The following is a 26,593-nucleotide window of genomic DNA, read 5'->3' as shown; positions in this document are numbered from 1 at the left end:
CTACGAGAAACTCGAGCGCAGCTTCGTTGCGCTCAACCACCTCGCCGCCGCCATCATCGCCTTTCGCAAGGTATCTGCCGACGTCAACATAATTTACGGATAAGTTCTAAGCCGGTTCCACGGTGTTTCTGATTTACGGGGGCGTGGCGGCCATTTGTGACCGTGCGAGCTTGGCGAAGGCTTGCAGTTCGGTGGCGTTCATGTCGGACACCGCCCAGACCTGCATTCCGCCTTCGGTCCAGCGAACCATGTTGTAACCACGCCGCGCCAGCACTTGCGGGGCGGACGCGCCGTCGCGCGAATCCGGCCAGATGAAGAGGTTCACGACATGCTGCCCTGACCGGTAGACCAGCGCAGCCACCGGCTGCCCTTCGATGTAGTCGAGCCGGGCGCCGATCAGCGGATGGCCCTCGGCCGCCAGATCGACCACCGACGGCGAGAAATCGAGCTTGCCGGCAAACCACGGCTTGACGGTGTGATGGTCCGATGAGGCCACGTCCGTCAGGTGCTCGGCCATCAGCGACCGGACGTGGCTGTCGGCGACTGCATCGCCGATGGCGTAGCCGGCCGGTCCCAGCAGCAGTGCAAAGGAGAGCCCCCAGGCCGTGGCCGCGCCCGCGCCGAACAGGGCGATGGCCTGCAGCCAGCCTGGACGCGCCCTCGGCCGCGGCGGCACGCGCGCCGGCGCGCCATTGGCGTTCTGCAGTCCCGCCCGGATGCGCTCGGCGAGCGCGGGCGGCGGCGCATGACGCGTCGCCTCCTGCCGGATCAGCCTGCCGAGGTCGTCCCTTTCATTGGGTTGCATCGCGATGGGCTCCTGGTTTGTGGGGCGGCGCTTCCTCCTGAAGCGCATTGCGCAGCAGCGCGCGGGCGCGCGAGAGGCGCGACATCACCGTCCCCACCGGGATGCCGGCGATGCGTGCGATCTCCTCGTACGACATGTCTTCGATCTCGCGCAGCACGATGACCTCGCGGAACGGCGGCGCGAGCGCCTCGATGGCCGCGTCGATGCGCTGGCCCAGGGCGCGCTGCTCCCACGCGGCGGCAGGGTCCCCGCCGTCGCGTGGGGCCGCGCCGATGCCGGCGTCCTCGGCGCCGACATCGCGGAACTCGTCGAATTCCACCTGGTCCGCCAGATGGCGGGACTGGCGCATCGCGTCGTAGCAGGCGTTGCGCACGATCCCGAGCAGCCACGGTCGCGCATCGCCGCCGCGAAGGTCATCGAAGAATCGGAACGCGCGCAAAAAGGCCTCCTGCACCGCGTCCTCGGCCTGCCGGTCGTCGCGCAGCAGCCAGCGCGCCAGGTTGTAGGCGGCGTGCAGGTGCGGCAGGGCCGCGGTCTCGAATCGGCGGGTGCGGTCGTTCAACACAGTCTTTCCCTGCATGACGGGGCGCCTCGGTGATTTATTCCCGGACGGCGGGAACAGGCGGCCGGCCGTCGTCATGCACAGCGCGATTCTGTTCCTATCCGCCCCGACCGGGCGCCACGCGCGCGCCGGAAGGCGCTACGCTCTGGCCACGCCAACAGCCAGAGCCCAGCCGCCATGCCGATGCCGCCCGTCGTTCGACCCTTGCCCGCCGGGAGCCTCGCGTGGAGCAGTTGAGCCTGCTGCTCGTGGAGCACGCCGTCGCGGTCGTGTTCGTGGCCACCTTCTGCGCGCGCGTCGGGCTCCCCGTGCCGGCATCGCCGCTGCTCGTGGTGGCGGGCGCACTGGCGGCGATCGCCCAGCCGTTGCTGCTGGTGGCGATGGTGGCCGCGTCGTGGATCGCGAACCTGCTCGGCGACGCCGTCTGGTTCTATGCGGGGCGGCTCTACGGCTACCGGTTCATGCGTCTCCTCTGCAAGATCTCCATGTCGCCGGATTCCTGCGTGCGCCGCAGCGAGACGCTGATCGGTCGATGGGGCGGGATGTCGCTGGTGCTGGCGAAGTTCGTGCCGGGCGTGTCGGTGATCGCGCCGCCGATGGCGGGTGCGCTGGGCATGTCGTCGTGGCGTTTCGTGGCGTTCGACACGGCCGCGGCCCTGCTGTGGACCGGTGTTTTCCTCGGGCTCGGCTGGATCTTCCGCGACGAGATCCAGGCGGTGCTCGATGCCATGTCGCAGGCCGGTGGCATCGCGATCGTGGCGCTTGTCGTCGTGCTCGCCGCGATGCTCGCGGTGCGTTACTGGCGGCGTCGAACCTTCCTGCGCCTGACCGGCATGCCGCGCGTGACGGTCGGCGAACTGATGACGATGATGGATGGCGAGCCGCCGCCGATCGTCATCGACGTGCGCGGCGAGGCGGGCGTGCAGGTCGATCCGCGGCGCATTCCCGGCGCGCTGCCGATCGCGCTCAAGGACATCCAGCAGCGGCGCGTCGCACTGCCGTTCGACGGCGCCGGCCGCGAGGTCGTGCTCTATTGCAGTTGCCCGAACGAGGTGTCGGCCGCGCTGGGCGCGCAGGCGCTGGCATCGCGCGGCATCAAGCGCGCGCGGCCGCTCGCGGGCGGACTCGAGGCCTGGGTCGAGGCCGGGCATCCGACCCACACGGCCTGAATCACCGGCGCGGCACAGGCGCATCGCGCGGCGCCGAACCGAGCGGCGGCGCGATCTCCTCGAGCGGCTTGCGCTCCGCATCCACCGCCCAGCGCCACGCGATCGATCCGGCCACGATGACCAGCACCGCGCCGATCGCATAGCCGATCGCCACCGCGCCGCGGTCGCCGGTCTCGATCAGCGCCCCGAACAGAGCAGGCGCCGCGAACCCGCCGGCGCCGGTGCCCACCGCATAGAAGATCGAGATCGCGATCGCGCGCATCTCCAGCGGGAAGACCTCGCTCACGGTGAGATAGGCCGAACTCGCCGCCGCCGACGCCAGGAAGAACACGGCCGACCAGCACAGGGCCTGGCTGCGCGCATCGAGGAGGCCCTGCATGAAGGCCCAACCCGTCAGCCCGAGCCCGATGCCCGAGCACACGTAGGTCAGAGCGATCATCCGCCGCCGCCCGACGTGGTCGAACAGCGGTCCGAGAATGAGCGGCCCGAGCACATTGCCGAGCGCGAACGGAAAGATGTAAAGCGCCACCCGGCCTTCGGGCACGGCGTGGAACCGCGTGAGCACCAGCGCATAGGTGAAGAAGATCGCGTTGTAGAAGAAGGCCTGCGAGATCATCAACGCCAGCGCGACCATGCTGCGCTTCGGATAGCGCCGCAGCAGCACGTGAACCACTTCGCGCCAGCCGGGCTCTGCGCGGCCGCCGAAGGCCACATGGCCGACGGCTGCCGGCAGCGGGCCGTGCTGCGCCGTCACCTGTTCCTCGATGCGGCGCACGATGCCTTCGGCTTCCTCCGCGCGGCCGTGCGCGATGAGCCAGCGCGGGCTTTCCGGCACATCGCGCCGCACCAGCAGGATCGCCAGCGCGAGCACCGCGCCCAGCGCGAAGCCCACGCGCCAGCCGGTCACCGGCCCCAGCACGCGCGGATCGAGCAGCCACAGGCTCACCCCCGCGCCGAGCGCCGCGCCCACCCAGAAGCTGCCGTTGATCGCGAGGTTGACCCGCCCGCGCACGCGCGCCGGGATCAGCTCGTCGATCGCGGAGTTGATCGCCGCGTACTCGCCGCCGATGCCCAGCCCGGTCGCGAAGCGGCAGCAGGCGAAGAACGCGAACCCGGTCGACAGCGCGGTCGCGAGCGTCGCGGCCGCGTACACCGCGAGCGTCAGCAGGAAGAGCCGCTTGCGGCCCAGCCGGTCCGCCAGCCGGCCGAAGACCAGTGCGCCGATCACAGCCCCGCCGATATAGAGCGACCCCGACCAGCCGATCTGCGTCGCGCTCAGGGCCAGCGTGTCGGGCCGCTCCAGCACGCCGCCGAGCGAGCCGACCAGCGTGACCTCCAGCCCGTCGAGCACCCAGGCCACGCCCAGCGCGATGACCACGCGCCAATGCCAGCGCGACCAGGGCAGGCGGTCGAGACGGGCCGGGATGTCGCTTCGTTCGATGCGCATGTCGGCTCCGTCCGTTGCCCGGCTACATCGCCCAGATGCGCGGTGGCTGGCCCGGGAGCTTCCAGAGTTCGCCGCGCCACGCTCGCCAGACCTGTCGCAGCAACTGCATCGCCGGCTCGACCAACGGCGCGAGCGCGCGCAGCACGATGACCTCGGCGTGGGGGCTGGTGACGCCGGCGCTTTCCTGGAGCGAATGGCGCTCGATGAGCGAGCGCGCCGCGTCGAGCGCGGCCTCGCGCCGCTCGCGCGCGATCGGCGAGCCCGCGATAAAGAAGATCGACGCGATGCAGCGATGCCCTGCGAAGCCGAGCGGACTCTGCAGCAGCCGCAGGTCGCTCGCGTCGATGCGTCCGCGTTCCAGCCAGACGCCCGGCGCCTCGATGTGCTGCTGCAGCGTGCCCTGCTCGAAGGGCTTGCCTGCATTGGGCAGGCCGAGCGCCGTCACGTCCCAGCCGATGAGTTCGGCGCCCGGCGCCACGCGCAGGGTGAGCCCGTTCTCGGCGCGGCAGCCGCTGTAGCAGATGGCTTCGAGCGGCAGCCATTCGAGGCGCGCGCCGGGCTCGAGCGTGAGCTCGGTGCGCTGCTGCGCGAGTTCGCCCTCGGAGCGGTAGAAGCGGCTCGCGCCCGGTGTCGTGATCAGCCCATGGCTTCCCGACGCGGCGCGCACGCGGATGTCCAGCGTGTCGCCGCCCACCAGCCCGCCCGGCGGGTGGACCAGCACGTTGTGGCATATCGCGTCGCCCTCGGGATACAGGCTCTGGAGAATGCGCAACGGCCCGTCGTGGCGGAATCGCGCAATGCTGCGTTGTTGTTCGGGACGGTAGTCGAGGTCGAGTTGCGCGTGCCAGGGCATGCGTCGAGTGTAGGGAATTCGCCTCGCTCAGCCGTGGAGCAGGCGGCGCAGCCGATTGCGTTCGGGTGTTTCGTCGCGCGCGGGCACGCCGAGCTTCTGCGCCATCAGAGAGCGGCTCGTGCCCGCGCGCAGGTCGACTTCGCGGGCCACTTGCCCGGCCTCGTAGACGAAAGCGACATCCGCAAGGTCGAGCACGTCGTCGATATCGTGCGTGATCATCAGCACCGGAATGCCCCATTCGCGCTGCATCGCCGCGAGGTCCTGCCGCACGGCGCTGCGCAGCATCGGATTGAGCGCCGCGAAGGGCTCGTCCAGCAGCAGCACCTGCGGACGGCAGGCGAGCGCGCGGGCGAGCGCCACGCGCTGCTGCTGTCCGCCCGACAGGGTGCGCGGCCGGCTGTCGGCCATGGCGGTGAGATCGAAGCTGCGCAGCAGGGCGTCGACCTGCGCAGCATCTTCCGGCGAAAGGCGTCGCTTGCGCCAGGAGGTGAGTCCGAAGGCGACGTTCTCGCGCACCGAGAGATGCGGAAACAGCGCGTAGTTCTGGAACAGGTAGCCGATGCGACGCTCGGCCGCGGGCACGTCGATGCCTTTCGCCGAGTCGAACAGCGTCCGGCCGTCGAGCCGCACGTGCCCGCGCGAGGGATGCAGCAGCCCGGCGATGGCCTGGAAGGTCAGCGATTTGCCGGCGCCGGAGGGCCCATAGAGCGCGGCGAAGGGAACGTTCGTGGCGAAGCGGGCCGCGAGATCGAAGCGGCGCGTGCCGTCGGCGACAGTCAGTTGCAGGTCGACGTCGATCACGGCTTGCCGAAGCCGAAGCGCATCAGCACCGCCTGCGCCTGCTCCGTCGAAAGGAACGCGATGAAATCCTTCGCCAACGCCTTCTCCTTGCTCTCGGCCGTGACGGCGATCGGATAGGACACGGGCGTGTGGCCGGTCGCCGTGAGCACCACGCGCACCTTGTCGCCCATGACGGCGGCATCGGTACGGTACACGAAGCCGGCTTCCGCTTCACCCCGGCTCACGTAGTCGAGCACTTGGCGAACGCTGTCGGCCTGCACGAAGCGGGGCTCGAGCGGGCCCCAGAGCTTCGCGGCCTCCAGCGCCTCGCGCGTATAGCGGCCCACGGGCACGGTCGCGGTCTTGCCCACTGCGATCTTCTTCACGCCGGGGCCGGTGAGATCCTGCAGCGTCTTGATGCCGGCGCCGCCCTGGGCGGGTTCGATGAGCACGAGGCTGTTGGTCGCGAAGTCCTTGCGTGTCGCGGTGTCGATCAGCTTCTGGTTCACCGCGCGGTCCATGGTTTCCTGGTCGGCGCTGGCGAAGACGTCCACCGGTGCGCCCTGGCTGATCTGCTGCAGCAGCACGCCCGAGGCGGCGAAGTTGAAGCGCACGGTCGCGCCCGGCTTGCTCGCCTCGAACCGGGTGCCGATCTCCTTGAAGGCATCCGTCAGGCTCGCCGCGGCCGACACCGTGAGCTGCTGCGCCATCGCGCCGACCGGCAGGGCGAGGGCGAGAACGACGCAGGCAAGGCGGGAGGCGAGGCAGGACGGGCGCATTGAAGAGGCTCCTGGACGTCAGCGGAGTGAGAAGAACCGGTTCGACAGAACCAGCACGGTGATCGAGAGCAGCGACGTGACGACCACCAGCACCAGCGCAAGATCGTCGTTGCCGGCCTGCGCGGCGTCATAGATGGCCATGGACAGGGTCTGCGTCTGCCTGGGGATCGAGCCCGCGACCATCAGCGACGCGCCGAATTCACCCATGGCGCGTGCGAAGGCCAGCAGCGTGCCCGCGAGGATGCCCGGCCACGCGAGCGGCAGCGTCACGCGCAGGAAGACGGACAGTGGCGACTGGCGCAGCGTGCTCGCCGCGGCTTCGAGCGAGCGGTCCACATGCTCGAAGGCGGCGCTGGCGGACTTGAGCACGAGCGGCAGCGCCACTACCGCCGAGGCCACCACCGCGCCGTGCCAGCTGAAGATGATGGTGTAGTCGAAATGCTCGCGCAGCCACGCGCCGAGCGGGCTGCGCCGGCCGGCTGCGACGAGGATCGCATAGCCGATCACCGTGGGCGGCAGCACCAGCGGCAGCATGAAAAGCGATTCGAGCACCGGGGAGCCCGGAAACGGCCGGCGCGCGAAGAGCCAGCCCAGCATGACGCCGGCCGCCAGTGCGAGCAGCGTCGCAAAGGTCGCGACCTTGACCGAGAGCACCAGCGGTGACCAGTCCATCGAGGAAAGGAAGGCGAGCGTCATGCACTTGAGGGAATGACGGTATTGTTACACATGAAAAAGTCGGCGTCTCGCATTGCCAACTTCCAGGCCTCGCAGAAGGGAGAAAGTGAGTGCGCCGCTTGCACAGCTACAATCTTCATATACACGAAGATACAGCGGCGAAACGGCATCGCCGCATTGATGGATCAGGCCCTGCGGTCGGCGGATTGCTCGGGCATGTCGTGGGTCATGGTGCAAGCAGCCGCGTCAGCGCGGTGATGTCCGCCGCCGCCGCGACGCGTGCGGTGCTCTCGATGGCGCGGTAGTGGCGCACGATCTGCTCGCCGACCGGTGTCAGCGCACTGCCGCCGCCGTGCGTGCCGCCGGCGGCGGTGCTGACCGCCGGTGCGCTGAGCGCGCGGTTCATCTCGTCGATCAGCATCCACGCGCGGCGGTACGACATGCCGAGCTGCCGGCCGGCGGCGGAGATCGAGCCGGTCTCCGCGATGGCTTCGAGCAGCGCGATCTTTCCGGGACCGATGGCAATGCTCTCGTCGCGGTAGATGCGCAGGCGGAACTGCACTTTGGATTTCATGGCGCGGAGATTAAACGATCCGGCGGCCGGGCTCCGTGACGTGCGATAGCGTGATGTCGGAGCGAATACATCGGGCGAACCCCCGCGCCGAGCACTCAGGTCTTCCAGGCACCGACATGCGCCGCGGCGGCTTCGTCGACCAGTGCGGGGCCGATGCACTCGATCGGATGCGGCGATGCGCGAAACACATCGCGGCATGACAGCTCCGCGTCGCGCTGGTCGCCGCGTTCGCCGCGGAACACCCGCAGCCGCTCGGCGTCGATGCCGAACACCACGCGGCCGATGTTGGCCCAGAAGATCGCGCCCGCGCACATCACGCAGGGCTCGCCGGACGAATAGATCGTCGCGCCGGCGAGCTCCTCGCGCGCGAGCTTTCGCTCGGCGAGCATGCGCACCGCATTGGTCTCGGCATGGCCCGTGACATCGCCCGTCTCGGCCGTGTTGCAGTAGGCCTCCGCCAGCACCTCGCCGGCTGCGGACACGATCACCGCGCCGAAGGGGCGATTGCCTCGTCGCCGGGCGGCATGCGACCAGACGATGGCCTTGCGCAAATAGCGTCCGTCGCGTTCGTCGAGGTGGGTTTCGGCCGGAAAGAAGTCGAAAGGGAGGGCTGTCATGCCTTGATGCTACGTTCTGCGCGGGGCGGCAGCATCGAGCTGTTGAAAACGGCATCGGCCGAGGGTCTGACTTTCAGGGCGAACACATCGGCGACTTCGTCCACCTGCTGCTCCAGCGTGAGCTTGCGGATGTCGCCGAGGCCGTGCGCGCGGGTGTCCTCCGCGCCGACGTACTGGGCCGTGATCGCCCATCGGTCGAGTTCCACCTTCGCATCGAGGATCGGCTCGCGCTGCCGCATCGCGGCAATGCTGGGCGCCGGGTTCGCGAAGGTCTCCACGATCGCCCGGTTGGTCGCGCGCAGGAAGGCGGCCACCGCCTTCGGGTTCTGCGCGATCAGGTTGCTGCTCGCGAGGATCGCGTTGCCGTAGAGGTTCACGCCGGCGTCCGAATACTTGAGGACCGACAGTTCATCGATCTTCATGCGTGCGAAGAGCGACACCGCCGAGTCGTGGAAGTAGGTCGCGGCATCGACGTCGCCGCGCACCATCACGTTGTCGCGTGCGCTGAAGTCGGTGGTCTGCCACTGGAAGGCATCGCTCTTCATGCCCTTCTTGCGCGCCACCATCGGCCAAGCGCGGCGGGTGGATTCGACCGCGGCCGCGGCGACCTTCTTGCCCTGCAGGCTCCGGAAGTCGCCGGTGATGCCGCGGTCCTTGCGGCCGATGATCACGAATGGTGCGCGGTTGTAGTACTGGTAGACCGCCTGCACCACCGGGGTGCCGGGGTTCTGCGCATTGAACTCGACGAGCGAGCTGATGTCGCCGAGGCCGAGCTGATAGACGCCGCTCGCGATGCGCGTGATCGAGGCCACCGAGCCGGCGCCGGTGTCGATCGTCACGTCGAGGCCTTCGTCCTTGTAGTAGCCCTTGCTCTCCGCAAGGAAGAAGGGCGCGGTCTGCCCGTTGATGCGGAAGTCGAGCGTGAACTTGAGCGGCGTGAGCTTCGTGCCCTGGGCGAAGACGCTGGGTGCGCCGAATGCGGCGGCACCGGCCGCGACGGATGCGATGAAGGAACGGCGTTGCATGAGGAAATCTCCGGAAAGTTCGTGGGTCCTGGGCGCCCGCCGCGCACATGGTCACGGCGAGGCGCCTCAAGAGCAATTTCCGGGCGGCGCACAGTGGCGTGCGTGCGCTGCTGAACGCTTCTACTCTTCAGCTGCGTGATGCAGAAGGCATGCCAGCGCCATCGGGCGCGCTACTTGCATGACTCTCTGCACAGAGTAGAAGCGTTCAGCCCCGGCCCGGTCCGCGGCGGGAAATTGCTCTTTCATGGTCGTCCCCACGCACACCCGAAGGAGTCTTTCTCATGCTCGTCACGCAGCAACCCGTCTTCCGCAAGTTCTGGCATGCCGTCATGCCGCTGGCCGATCTGCAGCAGGGGCCCAAGCCCTTCACGCTGCTCGGCGAGAACATCGTCCTGTTCCTCGATGCCGACGGCGAGCCGGCCGCGCTGCGCGATCGCTGCTGCCATCGCACCGCAAGGCTCTCGAAGGGCTGGTGCGTGGATGCCGAGGGCAAGGCCTGCGGCCAGGGCGCGATCCAGTGCGGCTACCACGGCTGGACCTATGACCGCGGCGGCCAGGTGATCCGCATCCCGCAGTACGAACCGGACCGCAAGATTTCGCCGGAATACAGGACCACGGCCTACCACTGCACCGCGCGCTACGGCTATGCGTGGGTGGCGCTGGAAGATCCGACCGCGGACATCCCGGCCGTTCCCGAGTACGACGATCCGGCGTTTCGCACCATTCACCAGTTCTATGAAACGTGGCAGACCAGCCCGATGCGCGCGCTGGAGAATTCGTTCGACAACTCGCACTTCAGCTTCGTGCATCGCGCGACCTTCGGCGTGGCCGCGAGTCCCAAGCCGAGCAAGTACGAGCTGATCGAGAACGAGTCGGGCTTCCATGCCGAGACCGTCATCGAGGCGGTGAACCCCGCCAAGTTCCATGCGATCAGCGGCGTCAAGGATCCGATCACCACGCGCCACATGCGCAATGCCTACTTCCTGCCGTTCTCGCGCCGCCTCGACATCGAATACCCCTCGGGCATCCGCCACATCATCATCAACTGCTTCACGCCGATCGACGATGGCCGCATCCAGTTGTGCCAATGGCTCTTCCGCAACGACGCCGAGGCCGATTGCGCGGCGCAGATGCTGATCGACTTCGACGAGGAGATCACGCGCGAAGACAAGGACATCCTCGAATCGACCGACCCCGATGCGCTGGTCGACACGCGCCGGCGCGGCGTGGAGTACTCGATGGAGTCGGACCGGCCCGGCATGCTGATCCGCAAGCATCTGATGCAACTGCTCGCGAAGCACGGCGAGAGTGAAGTGCACCGCTGACCCCCAGCCTCGCCCACTTCGTGTGGCTCGGGCACCCCCTTTCAGGGGGCAACCCCGGCGGCCCGGCAAAGCCGGTTCCGCGGGGTTCCTGAATTGGACCGGGGCCGCTGCTGGTGCGGCGCTAGTATCGTGGGCCATCCTCAGGAGATAGCATGAGCATCACGGTTCGCCGCGACGACGTCAGCGGTACGCGGCATACGGTCCGCATTCGCGCCCACGAGATTCCGGTCGACGCGGCCGTGGCGGCCGGCGGCAACGACGCCGGGCCGCAGCCGCATGACCTCTACGACGCTTCGCTCGGCGCGTGCAAGGCGCTCACCGTCCTGGTCTATGCCCGGCGCAAGGGCATCCCGGTGGAAGAGATCGAAGTCGTGGTCGACCGCGACGACAGCGAGGAGCGCAAGGGCACCTACCGGCTCGGCACCTGGTTGCGCCTGACCGGCAACCTCAGCGAAGAACAGCGTGAAGAGCTGTTGCGCGTGGCGGGCAAGTGCCCGCTGCACAAGCTGATGACCGAGGTGAAGACCGAGATCGAGACGAAGCTGGTTTGAGGCGGTGATCCGCGGTCGCGCGGCGGCTCAGCGATAGAGAGATACCGTTGTTTCAAATGGCGTTCAGCCTCCGCTCAGCGCGGCGGCTTACGGTTTCGTCATGCTGGCTCGACGCCTCCGCCAACTCTTCGGTGCCTTGGTGCTCGGGATCGTCGTGCTCGGCGCCCATGCGGGCGGCGGCCCGCTTGGCATCGACAGCGTGCTGAAGTACGACCAGAGCGGGATCTGGTCGCGCAGCCACCAGGAGGCCCTGATGTACGGCGTCGTCGTCTTCGAGGTGGCGGGCGCCGTGTGGCTCGGCAACGACGACGAGTTCGGACATACGCTGTGGCAGACGATCGACGCATCGGTCGCATCCGCGGTGGCTGCGCAGGTGCTCAAGGAGACGACGGGCCGGTCCCGGCCGATCAGCGGCGAGGGTCCCGATGCCTGGTTCAAGGGGCGCGGACACAACAGCTTCCCGAGCGGCGAGGTGGCGCTGCAGGCCAGCTTCGTGACACCCATCATTGTCAATTACGCCGACCGCAATCCATGGGTCTGGGCGCTGGAGCTTCTGCCGATTTACGACGGCATGGCCCGCATGAAAGCACAGGCGCACTGGCAGACCGACGTGCTCGCCGGCTGGGCGCTCGGCACTGCCACTGGCTACTTCGCCACCCAGTACGAGACGCCCTTCTTCGTCGGGATTCTTCCGCACGGACTGACCGTCGGCTACTCCACGAAGTTCTAGCCGACCACCACCTCGCTGATCTGCATGACGGGCTTGATATCGGTGTAGTTCGCGACGTCGCCGAGGATTTCCTTGGCGTGCGGTCCGAACGCGGCCTGGAAGGCCTCGACCGAGTCGCAGAAGACATGGCACATGCCGACATACACCGGTGGCGCACCCGGTGCGCCGCCGCCCAGGCCCTTGTCGATGGTGTAGGACTTGCACGCATCCCCCATCAGCCGCTTGAGCAGGGGCATGTGCGAATCGCGGTAATAGTCGTGGTCGAAGCGGGACCCGGGCGTGTGCGGGTACATCACGCTGACTTTGATCATGTTGCGTCTCCTGTTGGCAAGCGCACGAGCATAGGAGAAGGCGCCGCCGCGGACAAGGCGCGGCGGACTCAGCGGCCGCGCGCTTCCCAGAAGCCGCGGTGCGTCGCGATCATTTCTTCGGCGACTTCCGCGACCGGGCCGACGACCTCGATGTTCTTCTGGCCGCGTGCGAACACCTCGCGGCAGGGCAACGAGAGCGTCGGGTTCTCGGGATGGTCGCCGGTGAGCGCAAGCAGCGCGGCCTCCTCGGCGCCGTAGACCACGCGCCCGATGTTGGCCCAGTAGATCGTGCCCGCGCACATCGCGCAGGGCTCGAAGGTGGTGACCAGCGTGCACTGCGCGAGGTAGTCGGCCGGGTAGTTCAGCGACGCGGTGCGCGCGAGCGTGGCCTCGGCGTGATGCACCGTGTCGATGTTGCCCTGCTCGGCCAGCACGGTGTCGCCGTCCGGCGCGACCAGCACCGCGCCGAAGGGATGGCGGCCCATCGCCATCGCGCGCCGCGCGACTTCGTTGGCGCGGCGCAGCGCCTTCAGCTTCTGCTCGTCATTCACCTTGCGAGCCCCGGTGCGCCCACGCGGTGGTGTGCTTCTCGACTGCGCTGAAGAGCTCGTACATCAGCATCGCCATGGCGCCGACCACCATGAGGCCCGCGAAGGCGAGGCCCATCTGCATCGACGAGCCCGCGGAGATCAGCAGGTAGCCGATGCCCTCGTTGGCTGCGGTCATCTCCGACACCGTGGTGCCGACGAAGGCCAGCGTGATCGCGACTTTGAGCGAGCCGTAGAAGTACGGCAGCGAACGCGGCAGGCCGATCTTCACCAGCACGTCCCAGCGCTTGGCGCCGAGCACGCGCAGCACGTCTTCGAGCTCGGGTTCGAGCGTTGCGAGGCCGGTCGCGATGTTGACCATGATCGGGAAGAAGCTGATGAGGAAGGCCGTGAGGATCGCCGGCCCGATGCCGATGCCGAACCAGACCACGAGGATAGGCACGAAGGCCGCCTTGGGCAATGCGTTGAAGGCGGTCATCAGCGGATACACCGCCGCGTAGGCCACGCGGGAGCTGCCGATCACGAAGCCCAGCAGCACGCCCACCACGATCGCGATGCCGAAGCCCGCCATCGTGACCCAGAAGGTGCGCCAGGCATGGCCGGCGATGACGTCCTTGAATTCCCAGAACTGCGTCCAGATGCGCCACGGGCTCGGAAAGATGAACTCCGACACGCCGAAGGCCGAGCAGAGGATCTGCCACAGCACGATGACGGCGACCAGCAGCAGCCACGGTGACCAGCGTTCGATTTGCTTCTTGTTCTTCATGTGACTACTGAGGAATCGCGGTGGCTGTCGGGCTGGCGCTGCGGATCGCCCCGATGTGGCTGCGCAGTTCGAGCACGATGTCGGTGAACTCCTTGGTGTAGGTCAGTTCGAGTTCGCGCGGGCGCGGAAGGTCGATCTCGCGCTTGACGACGAAGCGGCCGGGGCTCTTGCTCATCACGTACACCGTGTCGGCCAGGAACACCGATTCGCGCAGGTCGTGCGTGACCAGGATCACGTTGAATTGCTGCTCGGTCCACAGGTCGCGCAGGATGCACCAGAGCTCCTCGCGCGTGAAGGCATCGAGCGCGCCGAAGGGTTCGTCGAGCAGCAGCATCTTCGGCTCGTGGATGAGCGCGCGGCAGATGCTCGCGCGCTGCTGCATGCCGCCGGAGAGCTGCCACGGGAACTTGTCCTCGTAGCCGCCGAGGCCGACCTTCTGCAACAGGCGGCGTGCGCGTTCGACGTATTCCTTGCGCTTCGCCTTGAAGGTGGAGCGGTAGGGCTCGACGATCTCCAGCGGCAGCAGCACGTTGTCGACGGTGGTGCGCCACGGCAGCAGCGACGGCGCCTGGAAGGCCATGCCCGAGATCTTCAGCGGTCCGGTGACCGGAGCGCCGTCGATGCGGATCTTGCCCATCGACGGCATCTTGAGGCCCGTCGTGAGCTTCATGAAGGTCGACTTGCCGCAGCCCGAAGGCCCGACGATCGCGATGAACTCGCCGCGCTTCACCTGGAGGTCGATGGCCTCGACCGCGAAGTGATTCGCTCGCAGCAATTCTTCGTTGTAGGCGAGCCAGACGTCCTGGAAATCGACGAAGGGCGTGTTGTCCGGCTCCTGCATTACTTGCGAAGGATGTTCAGTTCGGCCGTGGTCGGGAGCATCGAGCCGTTCCACACCGCATCCGGGTTCACGCGCGTCTTCGTGCCGAAGGCGTCGGACACCTGCGAGGCCATCAGCGAGAGACGGCCGGCGTTGACCTGGCCGAAGCCCTCGGCACGCGCGTCGGGCGTGTTGACCACGGTGTCGATCGCGAGCTTCAGGCGGCGGGTTTCGAGCTCGCTGTTGACGATGCCGTCGCGCGCCTTGATCGATTCGATGGCGACCGCCGGATTGGCGATGACTTCCTTCGCACCCTTGGTGAAAGCCTGCAGGAAGGCCTTCACCGCCGCCGGGTTTTCCTTGATCAGCTTGGGCGAGGCGATGATCGCGTTGCCGTAGAGCTTCACGCCATAGTCGGGGTAGGGGAGGATGACCACGTCGGCGGTCTTCGCGCCGCGCGCTTCGAGGTTGAGCAGCGACGTGAAGGTGAAGCCCGTGATCGCGTCGATGTCGCCGCGCATCAGCATGGTTTCGCGCAAGGTCGGGTCCATCGCGGTCCAGGTCACTGCGCCGATGTTGTTGGCCTTGGCGAAGATCGGGAACGAGCGGCGTCCGGCGTCGAACACCGGGGCGCCCAGCTTCTTGCCGGTGAGGTCGGTGGGCTTGGTGATGCCGCTCTTCTTGAGCGTCATGACCGACGCCGGCGTGTTGTTGTAGACCATCATCACCGCGACCGGCTTGTTCGGGCTGTCGGGGTTGTTGGCGTGGAATTCCATCAGCGCAGCGAGGTCGGCGAAGCCCATGTCGTACGCACCCGAGGCCACGCGCGTGACCGCGCCGCCCGAGCCGTTGCCCGCGTCCACCGTCACGTCGAGGCCGGCCGCCTTGAAGTAGCCCTTGGCGGCGGGGTGGGTGAAGAAGGCGCCGGGTCCTTCGAAGCGCCAGTCGAGCTGGAACTTGATCGGCGTGGTCTGCGCGTAGGCGGTGCCGAGGCCGAAGCTGAGGGCCGATGCGGCGAGGAAGGACTGGATCAGTTGGCGCTTGTTCATTCGGGTTCCGTTCAGTGATGTAACGAATTCAAGCAAAAACGGTGCCCGCACGCACTTGGTGCGAACCCTTCCGATGTGCCATTCGGGTGCATGGCGTCAATGAAAAACGCCCCGCCGCGTGCATCGCGGCGGGGCGTCTGTTCTGGTGCGCGACTGATGCGCGAATCAGCGGGCCGAGTTCGCGTTGGCCACCGCGAGCGCGGTCATGTTGACCACGCGCCGCACGGTCGCGGAGGGCGTCAGGATGTGCGCCTGGCCTTCCGCGCCCATCAGGATCGGGCCGACCGTCACGCCGTTGCTGCCGGTCATCTTCAGCACGTTGAAGAGGATGTTGGCCGCATCGAGGTTCGGGCAGATCAGCAGGTTGGCTTCGCCGGTCAGCGTCGAATCGGGCAGGGCCTTGCGGCGCACTTCCTCGGACAGCGCGGCGTCGCCGTGCATTTCGCCGTCGCATTCGATGTCGGGCGCCATCTTCGCGAAGAGCTCGCGGGCCTGCCGCATCTTGCGGGCCGATCCGCGCTCCGACGTACCGAAGTTCGAGTGCGACAGGAAGGCGACCTTGGGCGGCAGGCCGAAGCGGCGCACTTCCTCGGCGGCCATGACTGCGATCTTCGCGAGCGTTTCGGCGCTCGGGTCTTCATGCACGTTGGTGTCGGCGATGAAGAGGGTGTACTTCTCGAGCGTGAGCGCGTTGAGCGTCGCGAAGCCCGGCGCGTCCGGCTTCTGGCCGATGATGTTCTGCAGGATGCGCAGGTGGCTGTCGAAGCGGCCGACCAGCCCGCAGAGCATCGCGTCCGCGTCGCCCAGGTGGACCATCAGCGACGCGATCGTCGTGTTGGAACGGCGCACCATGGCCTTCGAAGCCTCGGGCGTGATGCCGCGGCGCCCCATGACCTTGTGGTACGCCTCCCAATAGGTGCGGAAGCGCGGATCGTCTTCGGGGTCCACGCATTCGACGTCGGTGCCGACGCGGATGTGCAGGCCGGCCTTCTTGATGCGGGCCTCGATGACGGCGGGGCGGCCGACGAGGATCGGCCTGGCGAGGCCTTCGTCCACCGCGAGCTGGGCGGCGCGCAGCACGCGGTCGTCTTCGCCTTCCGCGTAGGCGACGCGCTTGCGGGTCGCGCACTTGGCGGCGGTGAAGACCGGGCGCATGAACATGCCCGTCTGGTAGACGAAGCGGGTGAGGTGCTGGCGGTACGCCTCGAGGTCCTCGATCGGCCGGGTGGCGACGCCGGAATCCTGCGCCGCCTTGGCGACCGCCGGGGCGATGCGCAGGATGAGCCGCGAATCGAAGGGCTTGGGAATGATGTAGTCGGGGCCGAAGGCGAGTTCCTGGCCGGCGTAGGCGGTGGCGACTTCCTCGCTGATGTCGGCCTTGGTGAGGTCGGCGATCTCGCGCACGCAGGCGAGCTTCATTTCTTCCGTGATCTTGGTCGCTCCGCAGTCGAGCGCGCCGCGGAAGATGTACGGGAAGCACAGGACGTTGTTGACTTGGTTCGGGTAGTCGGAGCGCCCGGTGGCGACGATGCAGTCCGGGCGCACGGCCTTGGCCAGTTCGGGGCGGATCTCGGGCTCGGGGTTGGCGAGCGCGAGGATGATCGGCTGGCTGGCCATGCTCTTGACCATGTCCTGCGTGACCACGCCCGGCGCCGAGCAGCCGAGGAAGACGTCGGCATCCTTCATGACGTCGGCGAGGGTGCGGGCGCCGGTGTCCTTCTGTGCGTAGCGGGTCTTGGAGTCGTCGAAGCCGCCGGGGCGGCCGATATAGATCAGGCCCTTGGAGTCGACCGCGTAGATGTTCGATGCCTTGGCACCGAGGCCGACCATGACGTCGAGGCAGGCGATGGCCGCCGCGCCCGCGCCGGAGACGGCGATCTTGACGTCTTCGATCTTTTTGCCGACGAGTTCGAGGCCGTTCAAGAGCGCTGAGGCCGAGATGATGGCGGTGCCGTGCTGGTCGTCATGGAAGACGGGGATGTTCATGCGCTCGCGCAGCTTCTTCTCGATGTAGAAGCATTCGGGCGCCTTGATGTCTTCGAGGTTGATGCCGCCGAGGGTGGGCTCGAGCGAGGCAATGATGTCGACGAGCTTGTCGGGGTCGGTTTCGGCCAGCTCGATGTCGAAGACGTCGATGCCGGCGAACTTCTTGAAGAGGCAGCCTTTGCCTTCCATCACCGGTTTGCTGGCGAGCGGGCCGATGTTGCCGAGGCCGAGAACGGCGGTGCCGTTGGTGACGACGCCGACGAGGTTGCCGCGCGAGGTGTATTCGGCGGCGAGGGCGGGGTCGGCCTCGATGTCGAGGCAGGGGTAGGCGACGCCCGGCGAGTAGGCGAGCGAGAGGTCGCGCTGGTTCAGAAGGGGTTTGGTGGGCGAGATCGAGATCTTGCCTTTGACCGGTGAGCGGTGGTATTCGCGAGCCGCGTCACGCAGTGCCTGTTCGGCGGGGGAAAGTTCTTTGTTGGCCATCAGTGTCTCCTTGCTTCCTGGCTCAGGAGAGAGGCTAACGCAAAGTCGGGGCTTGAACGAGGGCGAAGCGCTTTGATTGCCGCTGGAATCGATGCGGGATGTTCATGGATGAGACTGGCGGGGTGCATGGGGTGCTTTTTGTTTTTTCTGTGGGACGTCCGCCCGGTTTGCGGTGCGGCGCCGGGGGCTTCACTACGCCGGCCGCTTCGCGGCTGCCCTGCGGTGCTCGCCTCTCGCGGGGTCTCGCGCAAACTCGCTTCGCTGAGACAGCGCGAGCCCTGATCCGCGAAAGGCTGCGCTCCTCGGCGGCGTAGAGGCGCACCCGGCGCCGCACCGCCAACCGGGCTCCAGGGCCGATCAACGGGGGCGCTCGTCTTCGACTTCGAAATTACGCCTGGGCTACGGGGTGGTTGGCCATCGCCTCCAGCGCTCGAACCAAGGCAGAGTGGTCTTCCTGCCCGAATCCCAAGGCCGCGCAGGCATTCATGAGCTGGGCTGCGCTGGCGGTCTGCGGCAGCGCGACCCCCAGCGACCGCGCGCCCTGCAACGCAAGGTTCAGGTCCTTCTGATGCAGCGCGATGCGGAAGCCCGGTGCAAAAGTGCGCTTGATCATCCGCTCGCCATGCACCTCCAGGATGCGCGACGATGCAAAGCCGCCCATCAGCGCCTGCCGGACCTTGGCTGGATCGGCACCGGCCTTGGAGGCGAACACCAGCGCTTCGCCCACGGCCGCGATGTTGAGCGCCACGATGATCTGGTTCGCCACCTTGCAGACCTGCCCGTCGCCCGCGTTGCCGACCAGCGTGATGTTCTTGCCCATCTTCTCCAACAGCGGCCGCACGCGCCCGAAGGTGCCTTCGTCGCCGCCGCACATGATGGTGAGGCTCGCTGCCTTCGCACCCACTTCGCCACCGGAGACCGGCGCGTCGACGTAGCCGCAGCCGAGGTCGAGGATGCGCCGGGCGAATTCCTTCGTCGCGATCGGGTCGATCGAGCTGCAGTCGACCACCACCTTGCCCTGGGTCAGGCCGGCGGCGACTCCGCCTTCGCCGAACAGCACCTTCTCCACGTCGGGCGTGTCCGGCACCATGAGGAAGATCACGTCGGCCTGCCGGGCGACGTCGGTGGCGGTGGCGCAGACCATCGCCTTCGAAGCGAAGGGCTCCGGCACCGGGCCGCGCGTGTTCACGTAGAGCTGATGGCCGGCCTCCAGCAGATGCCCCGCCATCGGCGCACCCATGATGCCGAGGCCGATGAAACCGATCTTCTGTGCGTTCGTGTTCGACATATCGCGAGATTTCCTTTGACCTGTTCTGTCCTGATGTGTGACTTCGTTATTGCGTGAGTGCGCTGCGCCAGCCGAGGCCTTCGACGGTGGTGCCGCGCGGCTTGTATTCGCAGCCGATCCATCCGTCGTAGCCGATCGAATCGATGTGCTTGAACAGCCACGGGTAGTTGATCTCCCCCGTGCCCGGCTCGCCGCGCCCCGGGTTGTCCGCGAGCTGGATGTGGCCGATGCGGGTGATGTGTTTCGAGAGCGTGTTGCCGAGTTCGCCCTCCATGCGCTGCGCGTGGTAGATGTCGTACTGCACCAGCAGGTTCGTCGAGCCGACTTCGTCGAGGATCGACAGCGCCTGGTCCGTGCGGTTCAGGTAGAAGCCGGGGATGTCGAAGGTGTTGATCGGCTCGATCAGCAGCCGGATGCCGGCGTTCTGCAGTTCCTGCGCGGCGAAGCGCAGGTTGTCCACCACCACCTTGCGTGCATCGGCAGCGGTGACGCCTGCGGGCAGCTTGCCGAGCAGGCAATTGACCTTCGGGCAGTTCAATGCGGTCGCGTATTCGATCGCGCGTGTCACGCCTTCGCGGAATTCGCCCACGCGATCCGGATGGCAGCCGATGCCGCGCTCGCCGGCATCCCAGTCGCCGGCGGGCAGGTTGTGCAGCACCTGCACGAGGCCGTTGTCACGCAGTGCGGCGGCCAGCTCCTTCTTGTCGTAGGCATAGGGGAATAGGTATTCCACCGCCTTGAAGCCCGCCTTGGCGGCGGCCTCGAAACGCTGCATGAACGGCAGCTCGTTGAACAGCATCGTCAGATTCGCTGCAAATTTCGGCATGGGTGCCTTCCTTTCGATTCAAGAAACACCGCGGAACCGGCTTTGCCGGGCCGCGGGTGTTGCCCCCGGCAAGGGGGGTGGCGTAGCGACACGAAGTGCGCGAAGCCTGCGAGTCAGTCCAGCATCGCAGCGGCGATGGCGGTCGGTGCGTCCGCGACGCTTTCGGCCAGCGGCTCGAATTCGTTGATGGCGTCGATCTCGGTGCCCATCGCGATGTTGGTGACACGCTCCAGCATCACTTCGATCACCACCGGCACCTGGAACTGCGCCATGAGCTGCTCGGCTTGCTTGATCGCCGGGGTCATTTCTTCCTGCTTGGTGACACGGATCGCCTTGCAGCCGAGGCCTTCGACCACCTTGAGGTGGTCGACGCCGTAGCTGCGCTCGACGCCCGCGTCCTCGCCGGCATTGATGTTGTCGAAGCCGAGCTGCACGCAGTAGTCCATCTCGAAGCCGCGCTGCGCCTGGCGGATGAGGCCGAGGTAGGAGTTGTTGACCACGATGTGGATGTACGGCAGCTTGAACTGTGCGCCCACGGCCAGCTCTTCGATCATGAACTGGAAGTCGTAGTCACCCGAGAGCGCGACGATCTTGCGGCTGGGGTCCGCCGCACGCACGCCGAGGGCGGCCGGGATGGTCCAGCCCAGCGGACCGGCCTGTCCGCAGTTGATCCAGTGCCGCGGGTTGTAGACGTGCAGGAACTGCGCCGCCGCGATCTGCGACAGCCCGATGGTGCTCACGTAGCAGGTGTCGTGGCTGAAGTTGTTGTTCATGCACTGGTACACGCGCTGCGGCTTCATCGGCACGTCGGCGAAGTTGGTCTTGCGCAGCATCGTCTTCTTGCGCTCGCGGCATTCGCCGGCCCATTGGCCGCGATCCGGCAACCGGCCCTTGGCCTTCATCTCCTCGGCGACCTCGACGAAGAGCTTCAGCGCGGCCTTGGCGTCGGAGACGATGCCGAAGTCGGGCGTGAAGACGCGGCCGATCTGCGTGGGCTCGATGTCGACGTGCACGAAGGTGCGGCCCTTGGTGTAGACGTCCACCGAGCCGGTGTGCCGGTTGGCCCAGCGGTTGCCGATGCCGAGCACGAAGTCGCTCGCGAGCATCGTGGCGTTGCCGTAGCGGTGGCTGGTCTGCAGGCCGCACATGCCGGCCATGAGCGGATGGTCGTCGGGGATGGTGCCCCAGCCCATCAGGGTCGGGATCACCGGAACGCCCGTCGCTTCGGCGAAGCGCACGAGCAGGTCGCTGGCATCGGCATTGACGATGCCGCCGCCGGCCACGATCAGCGGGCGCTCGGCGGCATTGAGCATCGAAATCGCCTTCTCGATCTGGGCGCGGGTCGCCTCGGGCTTGTAGGCCGCGAGCGGCTGGTAGGTGTCGATGTCGAACTCGATCTGCGCCATCTGCACGTCGAAGGGCAGGTCGATGAGCACCGGGCCCGGGCGGCCCGAGCGCATCAGGTGGAAGGCCTGCTGGAAGACCTGCGGCACCTGCCCCGGCTCGCGCACCGTGACCGACCACTTGGTGACCGGCTTGGAGATCGACTCGATGTCGACCGCCTGGAAGTCTTCCTTGTAGAGCCGCGCACGGGGCGCCTGGCCGGTGATGCACAGGATCGGGATCGAATCGGCCCAGGCCGAATAGAGGCCGGTGATCATGTCAGTGCCAGCCGGCCCCGAGGTGCCGATGCACACGCCGATGTTGCCGGCGACGGCGCGGGTGTAGCCCTCGGCCATGTGCGAGGCGCCTTCGACGTGGCGCGCGAGGATGTGGGCGATGCTGCCCTGCTTGCGCAGCGCGGAATAGAGGGGGTTGATGGCGGCGCCGGGGACGCCGAAAGCCTGGGTCACGCCTTCTTTTTCCATCACGAGCACGGCGGCCTGGGCCGCGGTCATCTTTGCCATTTGAAGTCTCCTTGGGATGGGCTCCACTGTAGGAAGAGGGGGCACTCGGCAGAAGACGGCGGGGGGCCATAAAGCCTATTCCATGGCGGAATAAGTGGGGCTAGGATCCGGTTTATGGACCGACTGCTTGCAATGGAAATGTTCGTGCGCGTGGTGGAAACCGGCAGCTTCTCGAAGGCAGCCGGCGAGTTCAACACCACCCAGCCCACCGTGACCAAGCAGGTCGCGGCCACCGAGGCGCGGCTGAAGGCGCGGCTGCTCAACCGCAACACGCGCGGCGTGAGCCTCACGGAAGCGGGCGCGCTCTACTACGAGAAGTGCAAGTCCATCGTGCGCGAGGCGGAGGAGGCCGACAGCATCGTCAAGCTGCAGCAGTCGCAGGCGCAGGGGCTGCTGCGCATCGGCACCTCGACCGCGTTCGGGCGCCGCATCGTCGTGCCGCTGGCGCTGGAGTTCATGGCGCGGCATCCGCAGGTGCAGGTCGACCTCAGCTTCGAGGACCGCTACGTGGATCTGGTCGCGCAGGGCATCGACGTGGCGATCCGCATGGGCAAGCTCGCGGATTCATCGCTGGGCGCGCGCTACCTGGGCATGAATCCCTGGGTGATGGTCGCGGCACCGGACTATCTCAGGGAGCACGGCACGCCGAAGAAGGCGCAGGACCTCAGCGCGCACGTGGCGCTGATCTACAGCAGCGTGGTGGGCGACGACGTGTGGCACATGCACACGCCCAGGGGCGAGCCGGCGTCGGTACCGGTGTCGGGCCGGCTGCGTTCCAACAACGTCTCGGCGGTGCTGGCCGCCGCGCGCGCGGGGCTCGGCATCGCCCTGATGCCGCGCTATGTGGCGAGCGATTCGCTAGCTTCAGGACAGGTGGTCGAGGTGCTGGCCGACCACGCCTTGGCAGAACAGGAGATTCACGCCGTGTTCCCCTCGCCCAAGCTGGTGCCGGGCAAGGTATCGAGCTTCGTGGCCTTTTTGCAGGGCCGCTTCGGCGAGCAATGGTGGAAGAAATAGGCGCGCAACGTTCAGTGCGCCTGCGATGCCACGGGCAGATCGGGCAGCACATTGAGGATTCGCAGCGTCTGCTGCACCACCTGGCTGAACACCGGCGCCGCCACGAGCCCGCCGAAGTACTTGCCGGCGCTCGGTTCGTCGATCATCACCGCGACGATGACGCGCGGCTTGTCGATCGGCGACATGCCGGTGTACCAGGCGCGGTACTTGTTGCCGGCGTAGCCCTTGCCGACCTGCTTGTGCGCGGTGCCGGTCTTGCCGCCCACGGAATAGCCTTCGGTCTGCGCAAGCGGCGCGGTGCCGCCGGGCGCGGCGGCCATGTGCATCATCTTGCGCACCTCGCTCGCAACCGCCCCGGAGAACACCGGCACGCCCACCGGCGGCTCGCTCGATTTCAGCAGGGTGATCGGGATCACCTTGCCGCCGTTGGCGAACGCGGTGTACGCATGGGCGATCTGGAACAGTGACGCCGACAGGCCGTAGCCGTAGGACATGGTCGCCTGCTCGATCGGACGCCACGACTTGTAGGGCCGCAGCCGCCCGGTCACGGCGCCCGGGAAGACCGTCTGCGGCTTCTGGCCGAAGCCGAGCGAGGTGAACGAGTCCCACATCTCCTTGGCCGTCATGCGCTGCGAGATCTTCGTCGCGCCGACATTGCTGGATTTCTGGATCACGCCTTCGACAGTCAGCACGCCGAAGTTCTCGTCGTCGTGAATGGTCGCGCCGGACACGGTGATCCGGCCGGGGTTGGTGTCGATGATCGTCTGCGGCGTGACCCGGCCGAGCTCCAGCGCGGTGGCGACCGTGATGGGCTTCATCGTCGAGCCGGGCTCGAAGACATCGGTCATCGCGCGATTGCGCAATTGCTCGCCGGTGAGGTTGTGCCGGTCGTTGGGGTCGAAGCTCGGGTAGTTGGCCATCGCGAGCAGCTCGCCTGTGTTCGCGTCGACCACCACCGCACTGCCGGCATGGGCCTTGTTCGCGACCACGGCGTCGCGCAGCTTCTCGTAGGTCACGGCCTGGATGCGGTCGTCCAGGCTGAGCTGGATGTCGCGGCCTTCGATCGGCGGGACTTGTTCGCCCACGTCCTCGACCACCGCGCCCAGGCGGTTCTTGATCACGCGGCGCGAGCCCGCCTTGCCGGCGAGCTCCTTGTCGAACGCGAGCTCGATGCCTTCCTGGCCGACATCCTCGACATTGGTGAAACCGGCCACATGCGCCGCGGCTTCGCCTTCGGGGTATTGGCGCTTGTATTCGCGTCGCTGGTAGATGCTCTTGATGTCGAGCGCAGCGATCTCCTTGGCGACCGTGTCGTCCACCTGCCGCTTGAGCCAGACGAAGCTCTTGTCATCGTCGTCCAGCTTGCGCGTGAGCTCGGCCTGCGGGATCCCGAGCAATTGGGCCAGCTTCCTCAATCTGGGCTGCACTGCCGGATCGGCGGGGTCCACGTCTTCCGGAATCGCCCAGATGCTGGGCGCCGGGATGTCGGAGGCGAGGATGTCGCCATTGCGGTCGAGGATGCGGCCGCGGTTGGCGGGCAGTTCGAGCGTCCGGGCGAAGCGCACTTCGCCCTGATGCTGGAAGAACTGGTTGTCGAGGACCTCGACATAGAAGGCGCGCACCGCCAGCACGAGAAAGCCCGCCGCGATGCCGGCGACGATGAGCTTGCTGCGCCAGACGGGGGTCTTGCTCGTGAGCAGGGGGCTGGTTGCGTATTGGACGCTGCGTCCGCTTCGATTCATTGGATCTGGATTCCGGAGGATTGCGCCGTGGCGCCGATGTCTTCAGGGCTGCGGAGGCGGGGCGACATGGTCGTCTTCCGCGCTCGACGAAGCGAACAGATCCCAGGCCGCCATGAAAAGTGCCGCAATCACCGGACCGATCACGAAGCCGTTGATGCCGAACAGCGCGAGGCCGCCGATGGTGGACATCAGCACGATGTAGTCGGGCATCTGCGTGTCCTTGCCGACGAGGATCGGTCGCAGGATGTTGTCCACCAGCCCGATCACGAAGACGCCGACGAAGATCAGCACCAGCCCCTTGACGAGGGCGCCGGTGGCCAGGAAATAGATCGCCACCGGGATCCAGATCAGCGCCGCGCCGACCGCCGGCAGCAGCGACAGAAAGGCCATCAGCGAGCCCCACAGGAGCGCGCCCTGCACCCCGAGAAACGAGAAGGTCACGCCGCCGATGAAGCCCTGCACCACGGCCACCGCGACGTTGCCCTTGATGGTGGCGCGGATCACCGTGGTGAACTTGGCGAACAGGTGATTGGTGTGCGCCCTGGCGAGCGGCAGCGCCGCGCGGACCGTCTTCGACAGATCGCGGCCATCGCGCAGCAGGAAGTACAGCATGTACAGCATCAGGCCGAAGGCGATGATGAACTCGAAGGCGTTCTGGCCGATGGAGACCGCGCGCGTCGCGATCAGCTGGCTGCCCCGCAGGGCCGAGTTGGAGAAGCGGCTGATGAATCCCTCGATGTTCGTGAGGCCGAATCGGTTGAGCTGCTCGATCGCCCAGTTGGGCAAGGCGTTCACGATCTGCTGGAAGTACTTCGCGAAGCTGATGTCGCCGGAGCGCACCTTCTGCGCCACGAAGGCCATCTCGTCGATGAGCGCCAGGGTGATCGCCACGAGCGGAATGATGACGAGGATCATCGCCAGCAGCAGCGTGGCCAGCGCCGCGACGTTGCGGCGGCCTCTCACCTTGATGACCACCCAGCGGTAGAACGGCGTGAAGAGGATCGCCAGCGCGACCGCCCACATGACCGCGCCGAAGAAGGGGAGGAGGATCCAGCCGAAGGCGAGTGTGACCGCCACCAACAGGACGAGGAAGACGGCACGCTGGAGGGCTGGCGAGTTCATGGAGGTTGGGATTCTCCCCTGAGATGGGGTTCTCCCCCAGGCTCGCCCCTCCGTGTGGCTCTGCACCCCCTCTCGGGGGCGACCCCGGCGGCCGGGCAAAGCCGACTCCACGGGGTTTCTGGCAGTGCCGGCGCTAACGCGCTGCGCGAGGAAGTGCGACGGGCGCGAGTGTGGCGCGCAGCTTCTCGTTCTCGGTCGGGTCGACTGCGGCTTCGACTTCCAGGGCTTCCTCCACGTTGCCGATGTGGTCGAGCATCAACTGCCGAGCGCGGGCGGTATCGCCTTCTTCGAGCGCGGCGACGATCGCCGCGTGTTCGGCGCAGGACTGCGCGGCTTCGTGCTTCGACTGGAAGAGCGTGGCCGCGAGGGTGGTGCGGGCGGTGAGGTCGCGCAGCACGTCGCACAGCAGGCGGTGACCCATCTGGTCGGCGAGGCACACGTGGAAGTCGGCCAGCAGGAAGGCGCGGGTGGCCGCATCGGCGCCGGCGATCGCGCGCTTTTCGTCGGCGATGTGCTCGCGCAGCTTGCGAATCACCTTCGACAGCGGGCGCCCGGCTTCGGCCAGGATGCCGGCCTCGACGATGCGGCGCGCCGCGAAGGCGTCGCGCGCGTCCTCGGCCGAAGGCTCCACCACGAACCAGCCGCGCCGCGACTGCACTTCGACGAAGCCTCGCGCCTGCAGCTGCATCAGCGCCTCGCGCACCATGGTGCGGCTCACCCCGAAGTTCTCCGCCAGCGCCTGCTCGCCCAGCCGTTCTCCCGGCGCGAGCTTCTGCGCGAGGATGGCTTCGACCACGCGCTCGGCGATGGTGGTGGGCGTGACGTCGGTCATGGCG

27 protein-coding genes and 1 pseudogene are annotated in these 26,593 nt (G+C 67.2%); 6 read left to right on the top strand and 22 right to left on the bottom strand.

Features of this window, described 5'->3' with window-relative positions:
* Positions 1-103, top strand: a pseudogene (locus WKW77_RS16825) (IS5/IS1182 family transposase); the annotation flags it as partial.
* Between the two features lie 30 nt (positions 104-133).
* Here the strand turns inward: WKW77_RS16825 and WKW77_RS16820 are convergent.
* Both WKW77_RS16820 and WKW77_RS16815 read right to left on the bottom strand, forming a co-directional pair.
* Positions 134-805, bottom strand: coding sequence for an anti-sigma factor family protein (locus WKW77_RS16820; protein WP_340357992.1), 672 nt, complete (start codon positions 803-805; stop codon positions 134-136).
* On the bottom strand, positions 792-1,385 hold the full coding sequence (locus WKW77_RS16815) for a sigma-70 family RNA polymerase sigma factor (protein WP_340357991.1): 594 nt from the start codon (positions 1,383-1,385) through the stop codon (positions 792-794). The genes WKW77_RS16820 and WKW77_RS16815 overlap by 14 nt, the downstream gene beginning before the upstream one ends.
* A 206-nt stretch (positions 1,386-1,591) precedes the next feature.
* Between WKW77_RS16815 and WKW77_RS16810 the strand changes: the two genes are divergently transcribed.
* Positions 1,592-2,536, top strand: a complete 945-nt coding sequence (locus WKW77_RS16810) for a VTT domain-containing protein (protein WP_340357990.1) — start codon at positions 1,592-1,594, stop codon at positions 2,534-2,536.
* A gap of 1 nt (position 2,537) precedes the next feature.
* Here the strand turns inward: WKW77_RS16810 and WKW77_RS16805 are convergent, their stop codons facing one another.
* From WKW77_RS16805 to WKW77_RS16770, 8 genes are all read right to left on the bottom strand, one after another.
* On the bottom strand, positions 2,538-3,983 hold the full coding sequence (locus WKW77_RS16805) for an MFS transporter (protein ID WP_340357989.1): 1,446 nt from the start codon (positions 3,981-3,983) through the stop codon (positions 2,538-2,540).
* Between the two features lie 22 nt (positions 3,984-4,005).
* Positions 4,006-4,836 (bottom strand): urease accessory protein UreD, encoded by an 831-nt coding sequence (locus WKW77_RS16800; protein WP_340357988.1) that lies wholly within the window; start codon positions 4,834-4,836, stop codon positions 4,006-4,008.
* A gap of 27 nt (positions 4,837-4,863) precedes the next feature.
* Positions 4,864-5,637 (bottom strand): ABC transporter ATP-binding protein, encoded by a 774-nt coding sequence (locus tag WKW77_RS16795; RefSeq protein ID WP_340357987.1) that lies wholly within the window; start codon positions 5,635-5,637, stop codon positions 4,864-4,866.
* A complete protein-coding gene (gene modA, locus WKW77_RS16790; RefSeq protein ID WP_340357986.1) occupies positions 5,634-6,395 on the bottom strand; it encodes a molybdate ABC transporter substrate-binding protein in 762 nt (253 codons plus the stop codon). The genes WKW77_RS16795 and modA overlap by 4 nt, the downstream gene beginning before the upstream one ends.
* An 18-nt stretch (positions 6,396-6,413) precedes the next feature.
* Positions 6,414-7,091: a molybdate ABC transporter permease subunit gene (gene modB, locus WKW77_RS16785; protein WP_340357985.1), complete on the bottom strand. Its 678-nt coding sequence runs from the start codon at positions 7,089-7,091 to the stop codon at positions 6,414-6,416.
* 205 nt (positions 7,092-7,296) lie between these two features.
* Positions 7,297-7,644, bottom strand: a complete 348-nt coding sequence (locus tag WKW77_RS16780) for a winged helix-turn-helix domain-containing protein (RefSeq protein WP_340357984.1) — start codon at positions 7,642-7,644, stop codon at positions 7,297-7,299.
* A gap of 95 nt (positions 7,645-7,739) precedes the next feature.
* Complete coding sequence (locus WKW77_RS16775) at positions 7,740-8,261, bottom strand: nucleoside deaminase (protein ID WP_340357983.1); 522 nt, start codon at positions 8,259-8,261, stop codon at positions 7,740-7,742.
* On the bottom strand, positions 8,258-9,286 hold the full coding sequence (locus tag WKW77_RS16770) for an ABC transporter substrate-binding protein (protein ID WP_340357982.1): 1,029 nt from the start codon (positions 9,284-9,286) through the stop codon (positions 8,258-8,260). Before WKW77_RS16770 ends, WKW77_RS16775 begins: the two co-directional genes overlap by 4 nt.
* Positions 9,287-9,567: 281 nt before the next feature.
* Between WKW77_RS16770 and WKW77_RS16765 the strand changes: the two genes are divergently transcribed.
* The 3 genes from WKW77_RS16765 (at position 9,568) to WKW77_RS16755 (ending at position 11,892) form a co-directional block, all read left to right on the top strand.
* A complete protein-coding gene (locus WKW77_RS16765) occupies positions 9,568-10,611 on the top strand; it encodes an aromatic ring-hydroxylating dioxygenase subunit alpha (protein WP_340357981.1) in 1,044 nt (347 codons plus the stop codon).
* Positions 10,612-10,763: 152 nt separating this feature from the next.
* Positions 10,764-11,162 carry an OsmC family protein gene (locus WKW77_RS16760; RefSeq protein WP_340357980.1) on the top strand — a complete coding sequence of 133 codons (399 nt, stop codon included), beginning with the start codon at positions 10,764-10,766 and terminating at the stop codon, positions 11,160-11,162.
* A gap of 100 nt (positions 11,163-11,262) precedes the next feature.
* Positions 11,263-11,892, top strand: a complete 630-nt coding sequence (locus tag WKW77_RS16755; protein ID WP_340357979.1) for a phosphatase PAP2 family protein — start codon at positions 11,263-11,265, stop codon at positions 11,890-11,892.
* On the opposite strand, the gene WKW77_RS16750 is transcribed toward WKW77_RS16755, so the two are convergent.
* The 9 genes from WKW77_RS16750 to gcl form a co-directional block, all read right to left on the bottom strand.
* Complete coding sequence (locus WKW77_RS16750; RefSeq protein ID WP_340357978.1) at positions 11,889-12,203, bottom strand: EthD family reductase; 315 nt, start codon at positions 12,201-12,203, stop codon at positions 11,889-11,891. The two genes, WKW77_RS16755 and WKW77_RS16750, sit on opposite strands and share 4 nt — an antisense overlap.
* Positions 12,204-12,271: 68 nt before the next feature.
* The gene (locus WKW77_RS16745; protein WP_340357977.1) at positions 12,272-12,754 is read right to left on the bottom strand and encodes a nucleoside deaminase; all 483 of its coding nucleotides are present in this window, start codon (positions 12,752-12,754) and stop codon (positions 12,272-12,274) included.
* Positions 12,747-13,517 carry an ABC transporter permease gene (locus WKW77_RS16740; RefSeq protein ID WP_340357976.1) on the bottom strand — a complete coding sequence of 257 codons (771 nt, stop codon included), beginning with the start codon at positions 13,515-13,517 and terminating at the stop codon, positions 12,747-12,749. The genes WKW77_RS16745 and WKW77_RS16740 overlap by 8 nt, the downstream gene beginning before the upstream one ends.
* 4 nt (positions 13,518-13,521) lie before the next feature.
* Positions 13,522-14,358 carry an ABC transporter ATP-binding protein gene (locus WKW77_RS16735; RefSeq protein WP_340357975.1) on the bottom strand — a complete coding sequence of 279 codons (837 nt, stop codon included), beginning with the start codon at positions 14,356-14,358 and terminating at the stop codon, positions 13,522-13,524.
* A complete protein-coding gene (locus WKW77_RS16730; protein WP_340357974.1) occupies positions 14,358-15,386 on the bottom strand; it encodes an ABC transporter substrate-binding protein in 1,029 nt (342 codons plus the stop codon). The genes WKW77_RS16735 and WKW77_RS16730 overlap by 1 nt, the downstream gene beginning before the upstream one ends.
* A 165-nt stretch (positions 15,387-15,551) precedes the next feature.
* A complete protein-coding gene (locus WKW77_RS16725; RefSeq protein WP_340357973.1) occupies positions 15,552-17,855 on the bottom strand; it encodes an NADP-dependent malic enzyme in 2,304 nt (767 codons plus the stop codon).
* Positions 17,856-18,243: 388 nt separating this feature from the next.
* Entirely contained in the window at positions 18,244-19,284 is a 1,041-nt protein-coding gene (locus WKW77_RS16720; RefSeq protein ID WP_340358008.1) for a 2-hydroxy-3-oxopropionate reductase, read from the bottom strand.
* Positions 19,190-19,969: a hydroxypyruvate isomerase gene (hyi, locus tag WKW77_RS16715; protein WP_340357972.1), complete on the bottom strand. Its 780-nt coding sequence runs from the start codon at positions 19,967-19,969 to the stop codon at positions 19,190-19,192. The genes WKW77_RS16720 and hyi overlap by 95 nt, the downstream gene beginning before the upstream one ends.
* 113 nt (positions 19,970-20,082) lie before the next feature.
* On the bottom strand, positions 20,083-21,876 hold the full coding sequence (gcl, locus tag WKW77_RS16710) for a glyoxylate carboligase (RefSeq protein WP_340357971.1): 1,794 nt from the start codon (positions 21,874-21,876) through the stop codon (positions 20,083-20,085).
* Between the two features lie 114 nt (positions 21,877-21,990).
* Between gcl and WKW77_RS16705 the strand changes: the two genes are divergently transcribed.
* Positions 21,991-22,893 carry a LysR family transcriptional regulator gene (locus WKW77_RS16705; RefSeq protein WP_340357970.1) on the top strand — a complete coding sequence of 301 codons (903 nt, stop codon included), beginning with the start codon at positions 21,991-21,993 and terminating at the stop codon, positions 22,891-22,893.
* 11 nt (positions 22,894-22,904) lie between these two features.
* Here WKW77_RS16705 and WKW77_RS16700 read toward each other — a convergent pair whose 3' ends face one another.
* The 3 genes from WKW77_RS16700 to WKW77_RS16690 form a co-directional block, all read right to left on the bottom strand.
* The gene (locus WKW77_RS16700) at positions 22,905-24,635 is read right to left on the bottom strand and encodes a peptidoglycan D,D-transpeptidase FtsI family protein (RefSeq protein ID WP_340357969.1); all 1,731 of its coding nucleotides are present in this window, start codon (positions 24,633-24,635) and stop codon (positions 22,905-22,907) included.
* A gap of 42 nt (positions 24,636-24,677) precedes the next feature.
* A complete protein-coding gene (locus WKW77_RS16695; protein WP_340357968.1) occupies positions 24,678-25,757 on the bottom strand; it encodes an AI-2E family transporter in 1,080 nt (359 codons plus the stop codon).
* 133 nt (positions 25,758-25,890) lie between these two features.
* Positions 25,891-26,589: a GntR family transcriptional regulator gene (locus WKW77_RS16690; RefSeq protein ID WP_340357967.1), complete on the bottom strand. Its 699-nt coding sequence runs from the start codon at positions 26,587-26,589 to the stop codon at positions 25,891-25,893.
* Between the last annotated feature and the right edge of the window lie 4 nt (positions 26,590-26,593).

The sequence above is a fragment of the Variovorax ureilyticus genome, assembly GCF_037889935.1.
Taxonomy (GTDB): domain Bacteria; phylum Pseudomonadota; class Gammaproteobacteria; order Burkholderiales; family Burkholderiaceae_C; genus Variovorax; species Variovorax ureilyticus.
Note: the sequence above shows the minus strand (reverse complement) of the source record. Positions and strands in the feature narration are given on the sequence as shown.

What these genes read in the sequence shown, in the direction of transcription:
- WKW77_RS16820 (WP_340357992.1), bottom strand. Translation starts at nt 805, where the DNA reads ATGCAACCCAATGAAAGGGACGACCTCGGCAGGCTGATCCGGCAGGAG.
- WKW77_RS16815 (WP_340357991.1), bottom strand. Translation starts at nt 1,385, where the DNA reads ATGCAGGGAAAGACTGTGTTGAACGACCGCACCCGCCGATTCGAGACC.
- WKW77_RS16805 (WP_340357989.1), bottom strand. Translation starts at nt 3,983, where the DNA reads ATGCGCATCGAACGAAGCGACATCCCGGCCCGTCTCGACCGCCTGCCC.
- WKW77_RS16800 (WP_340357988.1), bottom strand. Translation starts at nt 4,836, where the DNA reads ATGCCCTGGCACGCGCAACTCGACCTCGACTACCGTCCCGAACAACAA.
- modA (WP_340357986.1), bottom strand. Translation starts at nt 6,395, where the DNA reads ATGCGCCCGTCCTGCCTCGCCTCCCGCCTTGCCTGCGTCGTTCTCGCC.
- modB (WP_340357985.1), bottom strand. Translation starts at nt 7,091, where the DNA reads ATGACGCTCGCCTTCCTTTCCTCGATGGACTGGTCACCGCTGGTGCTC.
- WKW77_RS16780 (WP_340357984.1), bottom strand. Translation starts at nt 7,644, where the DNA reads ATGAAATCCAAAGTGCAGTTCCGCCTGCGCATCTACCGCGACGAGAGC.
- WKW77_RS16775 (WP_340357983.1), bottom strand. Translation starts at nt 8,261, where the DNA reads ATGACAGCCCTCCCTTTCGACTTCTTTCCGGCCGAAACCCACCTCGAC.
- WKW77_RS16770 (WP_340357982.1), bottom strand. Translation starts at nt 9,286, where the DNA reads ATGCAACGCCGTTCCTTCATCGCATCCGTCGCGGCCGGTGCCGCCGCA.
- WKW77_RS16765 (WP_340357981.1), top strand. Translation starts at nt 9,568, where the DNA reads ATGCTCGTCACGCAGCAACCCGTCTTCCGCAAGTTCTGGCATGCCGTC.
- WKW77_RS16760 (WP_340357980.1), top strand. Translation starts at nt 10,764, where the DNA reads ATGAGCATCACGGTTCGCCGCGACGACGTCAGCGGTACGCGGCATACG.
- WKW77_RS16755 (WP_340357979.1), top strand. Translation starts at nt 11,263, where the DNA reads ATGCTGGCTCGACGCCTCCGCCAACTCTTCGGTGCCTTGGTGCTCGGG.
- WKW77_RS16750 (WP_340357978.1), bottom strand. Translation starts at nt 12,203, where the DNA reads ATGATCAAAGTCAGCGTGATGTACCCGCACACGCCCGGGTCCCGCTTC.
- WKW77_RS16740 (WP_340357976.1), bottom strand. Translation starts at nt 13,517, where the DNA reads ATGAAGAACAAGAAGCAAATCGAACGCTGGTCACCGTGGCTGCTGCTG.
- WKW77_RS16735 (WP_340357975.1), bottom strand. Translation starts at nt 14,358, where the DNA reads ATGCAGGAGCCGGACAACACGCCCTTCGTCGATTTCCAGGACGTCTGG.
- WKW77_RS16730 (WP_340357974.1), bottom strand. Translation starts at nt 15,386, where the DNA reads ATGAACAAGCGCCAACTGATCCAGTCCTTCCTCGCCGCATCGGCCCTC.
- WKW77_RS16725 (WP_340357973.1), bottom strand. Translation starts at nt 17,855, where the DNA reads ATGGCCAACAAAGAACTTTCCCCCGCCGAACAGGCACTGCGTGACGCG.
- hyi (WP_340357972.1), bottom strand. Translation starts at nt 19,969, where the DNA reads ATGCCGAAATTTGCAGCGAATCTGACGATGCTGTTCAACGAGCTGCCG.
- gcl (WP_340357971.1), bottom strand. Translation starts at nt 21,876, where the DNA reads ATGGCAAAGATGACCGCGGCCCAGGCCGCCGTGCTCGTGATGGAAAAA.
- WKW77_RS16705 (WP_340357970.1), top strand. Translation starts at nt 21,991, where the DNA reads ATGGACCGACTGCTTGCAATGGAAATGTTCGTGCGCGTGGTGGAAACC.
- WKW77_RS16700 (WP_340357969.1), bottom strand. Translation starts at nt 24,635, where the DNA reads ATGAATCGAAGCGGACGCAGCGTCCAATACGCAACCAGCCCCCTGCTC.
- WKW77_RS16695 (WP_340357968.1), bottom strand. Translation starts at nt 25,757, where the DNA reads ATGAACTCGCCAGCCCTCCAGCGTGCCGTCTTCCTCGTCCTGTTGGTG.
- WKW77_RS16690 (WP_340357967.1), bottom strand. Translation starts at nt 26,589, where the DNA reads ATGACCGACGTCACGCCCACCACCATCGCCGAGCGCGTGGTCGAAGCC.